The following is a 14,879-nucleotide window of genomic DNA, read 5'->3' as shown; positions in this document are numbered from 1 at the left end:
CTGGCAGGCCGGAACACCCCCGCGTCGGCGGGGAGGACGTGATGATCCCAGCGAGGCGCAGGCCCGCGTACGGAACACCCCCGCGTCGGCGGGGAGGACTTCGGCCGTCGGAGCGGCAACACTGTTCTCTGCGGAACACCCCCGCGTCGGCGGGGAGGTCGAGCACCCGCCGGTGATCCCGGACCGGCCGGACGGAACACCCCCGCGTCGGCGGGGAGGACGGTGCCGACGGCGGTCATCGCGCGCATCTGGGCGGAACACCCCCGCGTCGGCGGGGAGGACACCTGCCCAAGGGCGCGAAGAACGCCTGGGATCGGAACACCCCCGCGTCGGCGGGGAAGACGAGATGCCCAGGAGCGCGGGCCAGACCAGGCGCGGAACACCCCCGCGTCGGCGGGGAGGACGGCGGACCGACCGTCACATCTATGGCAGAGGCCGGAACACCCCCGCGTCGGCGGGGAGGACGACGGTGTCGCAGAGGGCCTGCCAGTGGGCGTCGGAACACCCCCGCGTCGGCGGGGAGGACCCGAGCAGCTGCGGCGGCATGGGCGGCGCGTACGGAACACCCCCGCGTCGGCGGGGAGGACGATGCGGCCACCAGCTTCTGCGCCGAGACGATCGGAACACCCCCGCGTCGGCGGGGAGGACAAACCCGCGCTTGGCTAGTGCCTGCAACGGAGCGGAACACCCCCGCGTCGGCGGGGAGGACCCCACCTTAAAATCTGCCCCCACCTGCGGTTTCGGAACACCCCCGCGTCGGCGGGGAGGACAACCCGGCCCTGGAGTACGTCCAGGAGACCATCGGAACACCCCCGCGTCGGCGGGGAGGACGTCCGCGCGTACGTCTGCCACGACACGCAGGACGGAACACCCCCGCGTCGGCGGGGAGGACACGTACCGCCACACTTGGCTCATGGCGATCCGCGGAACACCCCCGCGTCGGCGGGGAGGACCTGGACGCCTGGATGCGGGGCGGGCGGATCGAGGGAACACCCCCGCGTCGGCGGGGAGGACAAGCGGCTGATCCTCGACCTCGACGACAACTACGGAACACCCCCGCGTCGGCGGGGAGGACGACACGTTGCGCAAGGCGGCCGTGGTCAAGGGCGGAACACCCCCGCGTCGGCGGGGAGGACGCCGGCTTCACCCTGCAAGACATCGCGAACAACGGAACACCCCCGCGTCGGCGGGGAGGACGGAGATGCGGAGGCTGCCGTCGTCCTGGATGACGGAACACCCCCGCGTCGGCGGGGAGGACATCGGCAAGGACGTCGAAAACGGAATGCACAGCGGAACACCCCCGCGTCGGCGGGGAGGACGCCAACGCTGAACGGTGAAGCCCACACACTGACGGAACACCCCCGCGTCGGCGGGGAGGACACTGGGCGGCCTCCGCCCTCGGCATCAAGGGCCGGAACACCCCCGCGTCGGCGGGGAGGACCCAGGCTCGGGGTGTCGGCAACTGCGGTCAGTCGGAACACCCCCGCGTCGGCGGGGAGGACGCCTGGGTCACGCCCGATCCGCGTTCGAGGGAGGGAACACCCCCGCGTCGGCGGGGAGGACATCGACGACTCTCCCGTGCTGGATGTCGCCACCGGAACACCCCCGCGTCGGCGGGGAGGACCGTCGGGCTTCTCCGGCCGGTTGGCGCGGAGAAGGAACACCCCCGCGTCGGCGGGGAGGACTCTCGATGACCTCTATCGATCAGGTCGCCCAACGGAACACCCTCGCGTCGGCGGGGAGGACGGACCAGATGCGGCGGGCCAGTTCCAGTTCGTCGGAACACCCCCGCGTCGGCGGGGAGGACGACGGAATGGAACCCGGCGACTGGCTCGACCACGGAACACCCCCGCGTCGGCGGGGAGGACCCACTATCGGCTCCTCGGCCGCCGTTGTGGGCCGGAACACCCCCGCGTCGGCGGGGAGGACGACCGAACCCGGAACACCGGCCGACCCTTCGGCGGAACACCCCCGCGTCGGCGGGGAGGACTGGAGCAAGACCACTCTCCCGGTCTCCAACGGCGGAACACCCCCGCGTCGGCGGGGAGGACCCTGGGGGCCGTCTCCACCGGTGGAGAGGGAACGGAACACCCCCGCGTCGGCGGGGAGGACGCGTTGTCGACGGGCCAGAGCAGATGCGCCGACGGAACACCCCCGCGTCGGCGGGGAGGACCTCGGCCACGGGCCCGTAGTCGGCCTGGTGGCCGGAACACCCCCGCGTCGGCGGGGAGGACGTAGGCGTCGGCGATGAGGCGGCGGGCGGCGGCGGAACACCCCCGCGTCGGCGGGGAGGACTCTTCCTGACCTGGCACTTAAGAGGGGCTTTGCTCGTCCTTTGCTATGGGGGCGGTGCCGTGTCGGGCTGGGTGAGGGTGCATGTTGTCAGCCTATCTGGGTTGTTTGGCGGTTGTGCTGTCATTGGGGGTGGTTGAATGCCGGCTTCGGCAGTGGAGAGGCCTTTGCTGGCGAGGTGAGGGGTGATGGTGGTGGGGCAGTGGGGCGCGCCGGATGAGTCGGTGTGGGGGAAGTCCCGGGGTCTGGATCCGGGGCTGGCGCCGTATCCGCTGGTCCGGCATCTTTTGGATGCTGCTGCGATGGCCCAGCATCTTTGGGACGTTTACCTGTCGGAGAACCAGCGTAGGAGGATTGCCGATGGGATGGGGTTGGCGGGTGAGCCGGACCGTGCGAGAAGGGTCGTGGGGCTCTGCGCCGGTCTGCATGACATCGGGAAGGTGTCAGGTTTCCAGTTCTGCGCCTGGCGCGGCAGCCAATACCTCAGCGCGGAGCTGGCCGGCAGCCGTACCAAGATGACCGCAGAGCGGTTCGGGCATGATGTGGCCGGTCTTCAGGGTGTGAAGGAGGTGCTGGCGGATCTGGGTTTTGCCGCCGACGGAGAGGTGCGGGCGGCAGAGCGGCTGGCCGAGATCATCGGTGGTCATCATGGGCGCTATCACCGTCTTGAGGACGGCGTCGCTCCGGCCTTCCTCGGCGGGCCTGCCTGGGCGCGGCAGAGGACTGCGCATGCGGCTGCGGTGTATGAGGTGCTGGGAGCGCCGAAGGCGCCGGGGGAGTTCAAGGCGCCGGCAGCGGTGCTGGTGACCGGGGTGGTCATTCTTGCGGACTGGCTGGTCAGCCAGGTGGACTATCTCCGGGAGCGTCAAAAGCGGCTTGAGCCGGAGCTGGCTGATCATTTCAGGGGTTCTGTCAAGGACGCGCCCGGTCTGCTGGCCGAGGCCGGGTTGACTCGGGTGGGGCTGCAGCGCAAGGGGTTTGCGGAGGCGTACGGCATCCAGGGCGCCCCGAATCCGCTCCAGCGGTCCGTCATGGGCGAGCTGAGGGGAGCGGTGGGCGAGGGACGCTGTGGCGGTATTCTCCTGGTCACCGCCGCTCCGGGGGATGGAAAGAGTGAGGCGGCTCTGGAGGCCGAGCGGGTCTTGTCGGAGTGCTGCGGTACGCAGGGGTACGCCTTTTTGCTGCCGACGATGGCCACGAGCGATCAGATGTACGGGCGCATCGCGAAGACGTTGCTGCGGCAGGCGGGCGAGGGAGCGGGGCTGACCTTGGTCCACAGTATGGCCTGGCTGAACAGTGCTTACGCCGACGAGGACCTGGACGGGCAGGGCGTGCTGACCGGTGACGGGGAGGAGGCCGGGCAGAGCAGCCTGCGGACGGAGGCGGAGATGCGGCCGCAGAAGTGGCTGCGCGGGTCCAAGCGGCCGCTGCTGGCTCAGTTCGCGGTCGGTACGATCGACCAGGCCCTGATGGCAGTGTTGCCGGTTCGGCACAACGCGCTGCGGCTGCTGGCCTTGTCGGGGAAGACGTTCATCGTGGACGAGGCCCATGCTTATGACCCGTACATGCAGGTCCTGCTCGGGCGGTTGCTGAACTGGCTCGGGGCGTATGGCGTGCCGGTCATCTTGTTGTCGGCGACGCTGCCCGTGTCCGTCAGCGACCGGCTGATCAAGGAATATGTGAGGGGTGCCAGCCGTAAGACGCGGGGCGATCTGAGCAGGCGCACGTTCAAAGCTCCTTACCCGGGCTGGCTGTATGTGGACGGGGAGAGCGGTAGGGAGACTGCGATCTCGCCTTCCTGCCGGCGTGAGCAGATGCGCGCTCGGAGTATGGAACTCGAAGTCGTGGTCGAGCCCGTCGTGCACAGCGGCAGTGCTGGCGTCGACGCGCGGCTTGCGGTGCTGCAGCGGATTTTGAGGCCGGTGAGCGAGGGGGAGGGTGGCACGGCCTTGGTGGTGTGCAACACCGTAAAAGATGCACAGGACACCTACTTGTGGCTGCGGGAGCGTCTCGACAAGCGCTCCCATGAGGAGGGCGGGAGCGTTCAGCTGCTTCACGCCCGTTTCCCCGGCGACGTGCGTGAGGCCCGGACGCGGGACGTGACCGAGGGGCTGGGCCGTGAAGGTCCGCGTCCGGTTCGCCGCATCGTCGTCGCCACCCAGGTTGTCGAGCAGTCCTTGGACCTTGATACGGACATCGTCATCAGCGACCTGGCTCCGCTGTCCCTGCTGTTGCAGCGGGCCGGACGGTGCTGGAGGCACGAGAAGCACTGGAGTGTGCACGGCTATCCTGACGGCCGTGGCCGGCCGGGCTGGGTGAGCGGGCCGAGTCTTGTGGTGCTGGACCCGATCGTGCGTGGCGGAAGGATGCCGGAGCAGTGGGGTGAGGTGTATTCCGAGCACCTTCTCGCCACCACCTCCCGGGTCCTTGCCGGGATCGAGGGCGGGGTCATCTCCATCCCTGGTGGCGTGCAGGACTTGGTCGAAGTCGTCCACGCAGACAGCCCGGATTTCGACTGGAACAGTCCGGGCAGTAGTGAGGCCAAAGCCTGGACGGCGCACAAGGGCAAGGAAACGGCGGAGCGCAGCATGGCCGGCCTGCTCGCCATCCGGCGGGCGCGCAGCGTTTCTGCGCTGCATGACCTGCATGACCTGGCCGGTGAAGAGGACGAGTGGGAGCTGTCCAGCAGACTCGGCGCTGATTCGGTACGACTGCTGTGCACCTATGTCCACAACGACGGCCGGGTCACGCTGGATGCCGCGGGAGAGCAGCTGCTCCCCGAGGCTGGCTCGGACGGCAAGATGCCGGTTTCATCTGTGCGGGAGGTGATGCGCCGCACGATCCCGGTCCGCGCCGACTGGTTCAGGCAAGCGGATCCCGGCAGCCTCGCCCCTCCGCAGTCGTGGACGGAGCACCCGATGCTCGCAGAACTGTGCGTTCTTCGCCAGCCTGTGGAAGGAGGGCGCGCGCTGGCGGTGAAGGTCGGCGGCAAGACGCTGCGGCTCGACCAGGACCTTGGACTTGTCCGTAATTGACCCGAGTTCAGTCGGACACCCCCACATCGGCGGGGAAAGTCCTGGGCTGAAGGCAACCTCCCTGCCCCTCGACTGAAACACCCCCGCCTCGGCGGGGAGGTGGCCTTCGGCAAGCGCGGAAGGCCACCTGTGTGGGGAGGTTAGCGGCAGAGCCGGCGGTATGCCTCAGCAGCCCCCAGCAGCAGGGCGCTGCAGGATCCGACCGTTGCCGGGTCCGGACGCATGCCGATCACGATCACGATTACGGTGACGATAAGTCCCCAGGCGCCTGCGACGTTCCACGGTACGAGATGCGTCGGCTGCATGGCTCTCCTCGCGATTGAGCCGACCAAGTCCGTCCCTGACCGGCGAGTTCAGGAGGGTTGTAGCCGGTTCAGGCCGGTTGGGGCAAATTGATCTCCAGCCCTCCCTCCCTCTCCGAACCTCTCGCACCCTCCCTGCTCTTCGACCTTCTGAAAGTGGTGCATGCCGGATCCGTACCTGCCCCGCTGGGGTGGTCTTCGGCGGAAAACGGATCCTGTGTCAGTGGCGGCTGCTTCAATGTCGGAACGCTGGGGGCACGGCCGCTGGTGTGCTTTGCCGCGCCGTTAGGGGGCAGGGGCGTTGGAGGGGATGGCTGTGAGTGCGGGGTACGACCTGCGGGTCGAGCCGTGGATTCCGGTGCGTTTGCTGACAGGGCAGTCGGCGCGTCTGGGCTTGTGCGATTTGTTCAAACGGGCGCATGAGATCGACGACCTGGAGATCCCGGTACCGCCGGCAGCGGCGGGCTTGCTGCGCCTTCTGGCGCCGATTGCGGCGAGGATCGCCGCTGTTGACGGTGATCGACTCGACGACCCGGACGTTGCGGAGGACATCGAAGACTGGTTCGTTTTGAGAGAGGGCGTCCTGAAGGCCGGCCGGTTCGCCCCGGATGCGGTGGATGCCTACTTCGGCCGCACGGACTTGGAGGGGCGGTTCGATCTGTTCCATCCCGCGCGGCCGTTCCTCCAGGACCCGCGGCTGCGCGTGGAGTGCGTCGATGCGAGGGGGGCACCGAACCCGTCTGGGGTGAACAAGCTGGTGATGGGCCGGCCCACGGGGATCAACGGGGCTGTGCTGTTTGGTCACTTCACCGATACCGCGCCCGTGCCGGTACCGGCCGCCGAGGCCGCCTGGCATCTGATCGCGCAGTTGTACTACGGGCCCTCCGGGCAGTGCACACCCCGCCGGATCACCGCTGAGCGGGCGGGCAGCGGTGACGCGGCCCCGCTGCGCAAGTCGATCTCCTACTTTCCCTGGGGACCTGACCTGTTCACCACCCTGGTGCTGGCCGTGCCGATCCCTCAGGGTGAAGTCGACTGGGAGAGCGAGGACGCCTGCCCGTGGGAGGAGGAGCTCAACGCCCCCTTGGAGCCTTTGCCGCCGGTTACGTGGCCGGGCCGGATGCTTACCGGCCGGTTCCGTCACGCCGCGCTGCTGATGCCGTCCGAAGACGGCCGCAGGGTGATCGATGCCTACCTGACGTGGTCGACGCACGAGCCGCCGCAGAAAGTGCGCGACCCATATCAGATCCTCGACCCGCGCAAGGACGGAGACTTCCAGCCACGGGAAGCCGACGGTGCAAGAGCGCTGTGGCGGGACCTCGATGCGCTGCTGCTGAAGGACAGCCGGCAGGACGCCCGGCGTCCCCCGGCGCTGGAGCACCTGCCCGCCTCCCTGCGGCCACGGTTGCGGGTGCGCGCCTACGGCTTCGACCAGGACGGTCAGCAGAAGGACAGGGTCTGGTTCCGGGCTACGAGTCCTCAGGTCCTGCAATGGCAGGACGAAAGCGATGAGGACATGGCCTATCACGTCAAGCGCTGTCACGCCGCTGCGGAGAAGACCGGTGAACGGCTGGACTTCGCGTCGAGGATCGCCTGGAAGCTTGCCACCGACACCCATGCAGACCGTTTGCCGAAGGCCAAGATCAAGCTGGATGCCCGCAAGCCCGGCCCGTGGGCTTCTGCCGCCCTGACTCGTTACTGGCCGGCCGCGGAAAGCACGTTCTGGCAGCTGACCAAGGCCGGGCCCGTCACAGACCGGGTTGAGAAACCGTTCGTTGACGCAGCCCTGGCCACGCTCGACGAGGCCATCGGCCAGGCCAGCCGCGCGGACATTAGGGTGGCACGCGCCCGGCACCGCGCCCGCGGCCTCCTTCTGGCACTGCTGCAGACCTCCGTTCCCCGCTGAACCCGCCCGGCGGCCCCTGGCCCTGTCGGCGCTTCGCCAACCCCATCGCTTCACCCGTACCAGGGATGTCTCATGACTGATTCCGTGCCGGCGGTGTCTGCTCCGCCGGCCCCCTCGACCCCCCGTCTCTCGGACCGGTTCGTCGCCTACGTGCACCGCGTGTGTGAGTCCAAGCAGGCTCGTGCCGCCCTGCGGCGCGGGCTCGGACTGCCGCTGGAGCAGTGCAACTACATGCACCGCTACCTGGTGCCGTGGCTGCGCGACAACGACGATGAGCATCATGGCGATGTGCGGCGGGCCTACTACGCGGTGGCCGCACTGATCGCTGCACGTCCCCGCTCGGCCCGCGACACCACACCGGACGACACCACGTCCACCCCCCGCTATGAGCGTCCCAACCTGGGCGCTTCGCTCGGCCAGGCCGTCGCCAAGGGGGCCTTCAAGGAGAACTCCGCCGAAAGCGCGCTGCACCTGATGGCCCGCCAGAGCAGCGACGCCATCCACCCGGGCCTGCCCGCCCTCGTCCGCCAGCTCCTGGGCGGCAGCATCCCGGTCGACTGGGCCGTCCTCCTGGAAGATCTCGCCTGGTGGAACCGTAACCGCGACGCCATCGCCACCCGCTGGCTCGAGAGCTACTTCCGCACCGCCAGCGGCACGACCGACCCCGACACCCTCAACACTGACGAGGAAAACGGCTGATGACTCTCTACCTGGACCTGAGCGCCCTGCAGTCGGTGCCCGCCGCCAACCTCAACCGTGACGACCTCGGCTCCCCCAAGCAGGTGCGCTACGGCAACGCCCCCCGCATCCGGGTCTCCAGCCAGTCCTGGAAACGCGTCATCCGCCTCGGCGTCGAGCAGGACCTCGGGGAGAAGGCTGCCCGCACGCGTCTGGTGCCGGCGAAGGTGCAGCACGCCCTGACGAACGCCGGCTGGCCCACCGAACTGGCCGCCTTCGCCGGATCACAGGTCGCCGCCAGCGCCGGGAAGAAGGGCATCGGCACCGAAACAGCCGGCCACACCTCAGTGCTGCTGTTCCTGCCGGAAGCAGCCATCGACGAACTCGCTGCCGTGTGCACCGAGCACCGAGAAGCCCTGGAAGCGGCGCAGGACAAAAAGAAGCCCGGCCAGGTCCTGCCGCCTGAGAGGATCGAGGGGATCCTCAAGCGACGCACCGCCTCCATCAGTCTTCTGGGCCGCATGCTCGCCGAACTCCCCGACGCCAACGTAGACGGGGCAGCCCAGGTCGCCCACGCGTTCACCACGCACGCCGCCGAACCGCAGCGGGACTACTTCACCGCGGTCGATGACTGGCTGGGCGAGGCCGAAAACGGCAGCGGCCACCTCGACACCGCCGAGTTCAGCGCCGGAGTGTTCTACCGGTACGCCACCGTCAACGTCGCCGACCTGCTGAAAAACCTGGAAGGCGACGTCAAGGCCGCCCGCACCGTGCTCAGCTCCTTCGCCGAGCACTTCCTGCTCTCTCTCCCACAGGCCAAAAAGAACAGCACCGCCCCGCACACCGTCCCGGACCTGGCCTACCTCGCCGTGCGCGAACACCGGCCGCTCTCCTTGGCCGCGGCCTTCGAAACCCCTGTCACCAGCGAGCGGCAGGGCGGCTTTTCCAAGCCCTCCCGTCACGCCCTCGACGCGTACGCCGGCAACATCAACCGCCTCACCGGCAACCGCAGCCGCCGCTTCCACGGCCACACCGTCATCAACCCCGACGAGAAATACACCGGCCTCGGCACCGCCCACACCTCCTTCGACCACCTCATCGACGCCGCAGTCGAGGCTGCCGTGCCCGCAGCGCAGGACCAGCAGTGAGCGGGTTCCTGCTGCGCCTGGCCGGCCCCCTGCAGTCCTGGGGCGAACGGTCCGCGTTCACCCCCGTGCGGGACACCGCGCCCTTCCCGACCCGCTCCGCACTGATCGGCATGTTCGCCGCGGCCGAGGGAATCAGCCGCAGCGAATTGGATGCGGACCGCTACAAGGACCTGCGGCTCACCGTGCGCGTGGACCGGCCAGGCGTTCGCCTCATTGACTACCACACCGCCGGCGGCGGATTCCCCAAGGACCGCACTGCGGCCACCAGCGGAGGCAGCAATAAAGGCGCCGCCGTCGTCACCCGCCGCCACTACCTGTCCGACGCCGTGTTCGTCGTCGCGGTCACCGCGACCGAAGAGACCGTCGACCGCCTCGCAGCGGCCCTGAGCCACCCGCACTGGGCGCCCTACCTGGGCCGACGCTCCTGCGTCCCCGACGAGCCGTTCCTTCTGCGCCGCCACGTCGACGACCCAGAGGAAGAACTCCGCACCCGGGTGCCGCTCAGCCGCACTGACCCGCGGGCGAAAGGCGATGACAACCAGGAAACCGGGACCATCGCCGTCGACTTCCTCAGCGAACAGCCACTGCCCCCCAGCGGATCCGCCGAACCTGCGCCGGTCGACATCATCGACGTGAACGACATGCCGGTCAGCTTCGCCCAGCACGGCCGCAGCCACACCAGCCGCCGCCTGTACCGCACCGTGGAACCGGTACCCGGCTTTCTCGCAGGCCCCCCAAACACGCTGATGCAGCGCCTGATCACTTACGCCCACCTCCAGGAATACGCATGAACGACCACCCGGTGATCGCACGCATCCGCCTCAACCCCCGCAGCCGCGAGGTGCAGCGGGACCTGCGCGACGCCACTCAGATGCACCGCACCGTCATGCGGATGGCCCCCGACAACCTCGGCGAAGCCCCCCGACACCAGGCCGCACTGCTGTACCGCGTAGACGAGACGGACACCACCATCACCCTTCTCGTCCAGGCCGCCAGCCTCGACCCGTCACGCCTGCCTACCGGATACGGCAAGGCCGAAGTCAAAAGCCTCGCCCCCATGTTCACCGCCTTGCGCAAGGGACTCGGCGTCCGCTACCGCATCGTCCTCAACCCCACCAAACGGGAGAGGCTTTCATTGGCGGACAAAGGAAAGCGAGGGAAGATCGTGCCACTCTCCGGCGCCGAAGCCGACCAATGGTGGGTCCGCCGGGCTGCCGAAGCCGGTCTCGACATCCACGTCCTGACCCCCACCAACATGGAGCCGGCCCGCCCCCGCACCCGAGAAACCCCCGCCATGCGACACAGCCTGCTCCGCTACGACGGCACCGCCATGGTCACCGACCCCGACGCACTGCGAAACGCCGTCATCCACGGCATCGGACGCGGCAAACCGTACGGCGCTGGACTGCTCAGCCTCGCACCCGCGAGAAGCGAGTGAGCGCGCACCGACGCAGCGGCGACGCACGCAGACGCCTCGCCGCTCCCACCCTGGCCATGCTTCCCCGCGTCGCGGACTCCCTGTCGTTCCTCTACCTGGACATGGTCCGCGTCGTGCAGGACGACACCGGGGTATGCGCGCAGATCAAGACCGACGAAGACCGCACCGACCTCGTCTACATCCCCACCGCCGCCCTGTCCTGCCTGCTCCTCGGGCCGGGCGTCTCCATCACCACCCCTGCCCTGGCCACCCTCGCCCGCCACGGCACCAGCGTCGTCTGCGTCGGGTCCGGCGGCATCCGTGCCTACGCGGGCATCCTCCCGGACTCCCTCACCACCCACTGGCTCGAACAACAGGTCGCGACATGGTCCGACCCGGCCAGGCGCCTTGACGTCGCTGTCCGTATGTACCAAATGCGCTTCAAGGACGCCGACATACCCCAATCCGTCACCTTGGAGCAGCTCCGCGGCATGGAAGGCCAGCGCATGAAGGCCTTCTACAAGATCCTCACGCAACAGCACGGCATCGGACGCTTCCGCCGCAACTACCGCCCCGACCAATGGGATGCCCAGGACCCCGTCAACCTCGCCCTGTCCGCCGCCAACACCTGCCTATACGGAATCGTCCACGCAGCCCTGCTCGCCCTCGGCCTCTCCCCGGCCCTCGGCTACGTCCACACCGGCACCCAGCACGCCTTCGTCTACGACATCGCCGACCTCTACAAAGCCGACATCACACTCCCCCTCGCATTCGCCCTCCACAACTCCGGCAACCCTGAACAGGAAGCCCGCCGCCGCTTCCGCGAAGACCTCCGCCTCCTGCGCCTCCTGCCCCGCATCATCCAAGACGTCCAGTCGCTGCTGACCGCGCCCCGCACGGCCACAGCCGACGACGACGCTGACGAAGACCGCTCCGAACGGCACGACGTGCGCATGGTCCACCTCTGGGACCCCAAAGCCGGAGTCCTGCCGGCAGGCGTCAATTACGCCGAAGGAGGCGACTGATGCCTTCCATGGTCGTCATCGCCACCACTGCGGTCCCTGCCCACCTACGCGGCGCCCTCAGCCGATGGACCAGCGAAGTAGTACCCGGAATCTTCGTCGGCAGCGTCTCGGCCCGCGTCCGCGACGAACTCTGGGGCATTGTCACTGAAGTTGTGGGCGACGGAGCTGCCATCCTCGTCCACCCCGCCGCTACGGAACAGGGCTACACCATCCGAACCGCAGGAACCCGCCGCCGAGTCCCGGCCGACTTCGACGGCCTCACCTTGATCCGCATGACCGCCGCGCCAAACGCAAAGGAAACGCAAACCCGCCCCTAGGGTGCAGGTCAGAAAGGTCCTCCCCGCCGACGCGGGGGTGCTCCGTCCGGCGTAGGCGAACGTGCAGTCGTAGTAGTGTCCTCCCCGCCGACGCGGGGGTGCTCCGTTGTAGGCGACGCCGGCGGGGCTGCGGTTGGGGTCCTCCCCGCCGACGCGGGGGTGCTCCGTTCGGCTCGCACATCGTTGGGATCAAGGCGGCGTCCTCCCCGCCGACGCGGGGGTGCTCCGTCGGGGCACTCGCGGGCCCGCACGGATGACTGGTCCTCCCCGCCGACGCGGGGGTGCTCCGATCGGCGGCGAACTGCGGGACCAGTACATCGGGTCCTCCCCGCCGACGCGGGGGTGCTCCATCACGGCGGACGCCATCACGATTCCGGCTGCGGTCCTCCCCGCCGACGCGGGGGTGCTCCATCGGCTTTTGGTAGTGGGGGGTTGACGGGGAAGTCCTCCCCGCCGACGCGGGGGTGCTCCGCACACGGCCAACCTCTCCGACTATCCCGTCCTGTCCTCCCCGCCGACGCGGGGGTGCTCCGCCGCCGACGCGCTCGCCGCGGCTGGCCTCCCGGTCCTCCCCGCCGACGCGGGGGTGCTCCGGGATGGCGCCGGCTGCCGGACGTACGCCAGCCGTCCTCCCCGCCGACGCGGGGGTGCTCCGGCTCCGAGGTACCGGAAGTACCGGGCGTCTGGGTCCTCCCCGCCGACGCGGGGGTGCTCCGCTCAAGGTCCGTGAGTTCCAGGTGCGCCAGGAGTCCTCCCCGCCGACGCGGGGGTGCTCCGACCCGCACCTCGAACGTCAACCACCGTCCGCCGTCCTCCCCGCCGACGCGGGGGTGCTCCGGCGGGGTAATCACCCAAAACGGTCTCACCGCTGTCCTCCCCGCCGACGCGGGGGTGCTCCGGCGGGTTCATCCCGCACAAGCCCCGGCACGGCGTCCTCCCCGCCGACGCGGGTGCTCCGGTGCCCCAGCCGTCGGCGTTGCTGACGGGCACGTCCTCCCCGCCGACGCGGGGGTGCTCCTCAGCTACCCCTGCCGTCCTGGTTGGGCACGTCGTCCTCCCCGCCGACGCGGGGGTGCTCCGGATGACGAACGCGGCGACGCACAGGGCGAACAGTCCTCCCCGCCGACGCGGGGGTGCTCCGGAGCACCGTGACCGACACCCCGACCGGCCCCGGTCCTCCCCGCCGACGCGGGGGTGCTCCGCTTCGCGCGCACAGTCGGCGGCGGCAGGATGTGTCCTCCCCGCCGACGCGGGGGTGCTCCGTCACCAACAGCATGCTCCAGATCGGATACGGCGTCCTCCCCGCCGACGCGGGGGTGCTCCGTCGAAGGAGCCGGGCAAGGCGTACTCGAAGAGGTCCTCCCCGCCGACGCAGGGGTGCTCCGTGGGCCGCACGCAAAGGCGGCGTCATGGCCGAGTCCTCCCCGCCGACGCGGGGGCGCTCCGCCCTACGCCACCAAGCGCGAGGCAATCCGGTAGTCCTCCCCGCCGACGCGGGGACCCTGCGCGGCTACAGCACCGACCGGAACACGGCAGCCGAGTTCCGCTGCGCCGACATGAGCCGCTTCCTCGCTGCCCGGTACAGGCAGGTCTCCGACCGCCTGGAGGCCGAGGCCCTCGCGGCCGCAGTGCGCGGGCTGCGCGTGCAACTCGCTGGCGAGGCGCTGTCCACGCTCACGCTGTGCGGCACGTTCGCTGCACTGGCCGCACTCGTCGTCTCGGGCCGCCTGGAGGCCGCGGCCGCCGGCAGGGCCCTGGTCGCGCTGCGCGCCTCGACGTCAGCGCTCACGACCCTCAGCCGTAGTGCCGCGCGGGTCTTCTGTACCGGCCTCTACTTGAGGATTGGGCGGCCTTCCTGGACGAGGCTGCCCTGCACCGCACCCACCGCGGTACCCAGCCTCTGCCGGCCGACGGCCCCGACGTCATCAGCGCGCACAACCTGACGTTCCGCTACCCCGGCAGCGGGCGCCCGGCCGTCGACCGAGTCGATCTGGACCTCAAAAGGGGGAGATCGTCGCCCTGGTCGGCGAGAACGGCTCCGGGAAGACGACGCTCGTGCACCTGCTGACGAGCCTGTACCTGCCAGACGCCGGCGAGGTCACCTGGGACGGGGTGAACCTGGCCGAGGCCCCGGCCGCAGACGTATGGCGGCGGGTCGCGATGACTCCGCAGGAGTACACCCGCTGGCCGCTGACCGCCCGCGAGAACATCACCCTGGGCGCCCCAAGCGAGCGCGGCGACGCCGCGGTCATCGAGGCGGCCCGCGCCACTGGATCGGACCGCGTCCTGGACGGACTCCCGGACGGCCTGAACACCTCGCTGGCGCGCTCGTGGTGGGGTGGTCATGACCTCTCCGGCGGGCAGTGGCAGCGGATCGCCCTGGCGCGGTCATTCCATGCGGACGCCGCGGTGCATATCCTCGACGAACCCACCGCGGCCCTCGACGCTCGCGCTGAGCGCCAGGTATTCGACCAGTTCCGGAAACTGGCAGCCGGACGGACCGCGCTGTTCATCACCCATCGCTTGGCCAATGCCCGGATCGCGGACCGCATCCTGGTGATGGCCAACGGGCGCATCGCCGAAGTCGGCACCTACCAGGAACTGCTTCGCCGTCCTGGGGGGCTGTTCGCCGAGCTGCACCAGCTCCAAGGCGGTGCCGAAGACTGAGCCTTTTCAGAGTGGCCACCGATCGGGTGACGCCGGTGAGGTCGAGGTGAGGGCCGCAACGCACAAAGCTCCCGTGCCGTTGGGGGAGGTGT

General features: G+C 69.5%; 10 protein-coding genes and 3 CRISPR repeat arrays. All 10 genes read left to right on the top strand.

The genetic code is table 11. The annotated features are described in order from the left end of the window. Positions 1-9: 9 nt before the first annotated feature. Positions 10-2,295: a CRISPR direct-repeat array (repeat unit 29 nt; unit sequence CGGAACACCCCCGCGTCGGCGGGGAGGAC). Between the two features lie 185 nt (positions 2,296-2,480). The 10 genes from cas3 to ACWCV9_RS35905 all read left to right on the top strand — a co-directional run bounded on the left by cas3 (position 2,481) and on the right by ACWCV9_RS35905 (position 14,787). Then, positions 2,481-5,327, top strand: coding sequence for a CRISPR-associated helicase Cas3' (gene cas3 / locus ACWCV9_RS35950; RefSeq protein ID WP_450793016.1), 2,847 nt, complete (start codon positions 2,481-2,483; stop codon positions 5,325-5,327). Between the two features lie 612 nt (positions 5,328-5,939). Further along, the gene (gene casA, locus ACWCV9_RS35945) at positions 5,940-7,535 is read left to right on the top strand and encodes a type I-E CRISPR-associated protein Cse1/CasA (RefSeq protein ID WP_450793014.1); all 1,596 of its coding nucleotides are present in this window, start codon (positions 5,940-5,942) and stop codon (positions 7,533-7,535) included. A gap of 72 nt (positions 7,536-7,607) precedes the next feature. Next, positions 7,608-8,234: a type I-E CRISPR-associated protein Cse2/CasB gene (gene casB / locus ACWCV9_RS35940; protein ID WP_450793012.1), complete on the top strand. Its 627-nt coding sequence runs from the start codon at positions 7,608-7,610 to the stop codon at positions 8,232-8,234. Beyond that, complete coding sequence (gene cas7e, locus ACWCV9_RS35935; protein ID WP_450793010.1) at positions 8,234-9,361, top strand: type I-E CRISPR-associated protein Cas7/Cse4/CasC; 1,128 nt, start codon at positions 8,234-8,236, stop codon at positions 9,359-9,361. Before casB ends, cas7e begins: the two co-directional genes overlap by 1 nt. Beyond that, positions 9,358-10,152: a type I-E CRISPR-associated protein Cas5/CasD gene (cas5e, locus tag ACWCV9_RS35930; RefSeq protein WP_450793008.1), complete on the top strand. Its 795-nt coding sequence runs from the start codon at positions 9,358-9,360 to the stop codon at positions 10,150-10,152. The genes cas7e and cas5e overlap by 4 nt, the downstream gene beginning before the upstream one ends. After that, positions 10,149-10,799, top strand: a complete 651-nt coding sequence (gene cas6e, locus ACWCV9_RS35925; protein ID WP_450793006.1) for a type I-E CRISPR-associated protein Cas6/Cse3/CasE — start codon at positions 10,149-10,151, stop codon at positions 10,797-10,799. Before cas5e ends, cas6e begins: the two co-directional genes overlap by 4 nt. A 56-nt stretch (positions 10,800-10,855) precedes the next feature. Next, positions 10,856-11,803, top strand: a complete 948-nt coding sequence (cas1e, locus tag ACWCV9_RS35920; RefSeq protein ID WP_450793096.1) for a type I-E CRISPR-associated endonuclease Cas1e — start codon at positions 10,856-10,858, stop codon at positions 11,801-11,803. Beyond that, positions 11,803-12,120 carry a type I-E CRISPR-associated endoribonuclease Cas2e gene (cas2e, locus tag ACWCV9_RS35915; RefSeq protein WP_450793004.1) on the top strand — a complete coding sequence of 106 codons (318 nt, stop codon included), beginning with the start codon at positions 11,803-11,805 and terminating at the stop codon, positions 12,118-12,120. The genes cas1e and cas2e overlap by 1 nt, the downstream gene beginning before the upstream one ends. Positions 12,121-12,136: 16 nt before the next feature. After that, positions 12,137-13,019: direct repeats of the CRISPR family, unit length 29 nt; unit sequence GTCCTCCCCGCCGACGCGGGGGTGCTCCG. A 90-nt stretch (positions 13,020-13,109) separates the two neighbouring features. Further along, positions 13,110-13,627: a CRISPR direct-repeat array (repeat unit 29 nt; unit sequence GTCCTCCCCGCCGACGCGGGGGTGCTCCG). Positions 13,628-13,676: 49 nt separating this feature from the next. Then, positions 13,677-14,063, top strand: a complete 387-nt coding sequence (locus ACWCV9_RS35910; protein WP_450793098.1) for a hypothetical protein — start codon at positions 13,677-13,679, stop codon at positions 14,061-14,063. Next, positions 13,963-14,787, top strand: coding sequence for an ATP-binding cassette domain-containing protein (locus tag ACWCV9_RS35905; RefSeq protein ID WP_450793002.1), 825 nt, complete (start codon positions 13,963-13,965; stop codon positions 14,785-14,787). The genes ACWCV9_RS35910 and ACWCV9_RS35905 overlap by 101 nt, the downstream gene beginning before the upstream one ends. The last annotated feature ends 92 nt before the right edge of the window (positions 14,788-14,879 follow it).

Source organism: Streptomyces sp. NPDC001606, assembly GCF_053596835.1.
Note: the sequence above shows the minus strand (reverse complement) of the source record. Positions and strands in the feature narration are given on the sequence as shown.

What these genes read in the sequence shown, in the direction of transcription:
- cas7e (WP_450793010.1), top strand. Translation starts at nt 8,234, where the DNA reads ATGACTCTCTACCTGGACCTGAGCGCCCTGCAGTCGGTGCCCGCCGCC.
- cas1e (WP_450793096.1), top strand. Translation starts at nt 10,856, where the DNA reads ATGCTTCCCCGCGTCGCGGACTCCCTGTCGTTCCTCTACCTGGACATG.
- casB (WP_450793012.1), top strand. Translation starts at nt 7,608, where the DNA reads ATGACTGATTCCGTGCCGGCGGTGTCTGCTCCGCCGGCCCCCTCGACC.
- cas3 (WP_450793016.1), top strand. Translation starts at nt 2,481, where the DNA reads ATGGTGGTGGGGCAGTGGGGCGCGCCGGATGAGTCGGTGTGGGGGAAG.
- ACWCV9_RS35910 (WP_450793098.1), top strand. Translation starts at nt 13,677, where the DNA reads ATGAGCCGCTTCCTCGCTGCCCGGTACAGGCAGGTCTCCGACCGCCTG.
- cas2e (WP_450793004.1), top strand. Translation starts at nt 11,803, where the DNA reads ATGCCTTCCATGGTCGTCATCGCCACCACTGCGGTCCCTGCCCACCTA.
- casA (WP_450793014.1), top strand. Translation starts at nt 5,940, where the DNA reads ATGGCTGTGAGTGCGGGGTACGACCTGCGGGTCGAGCCGTGGATTCCG.
- cas6e (WP_450793006.1), top strand. Translation starts at nt 10,149, where the DNA reads ATGAACGACCACCCGGTGATCGCACGCATCCGCCTCAACCCCCGCAGC.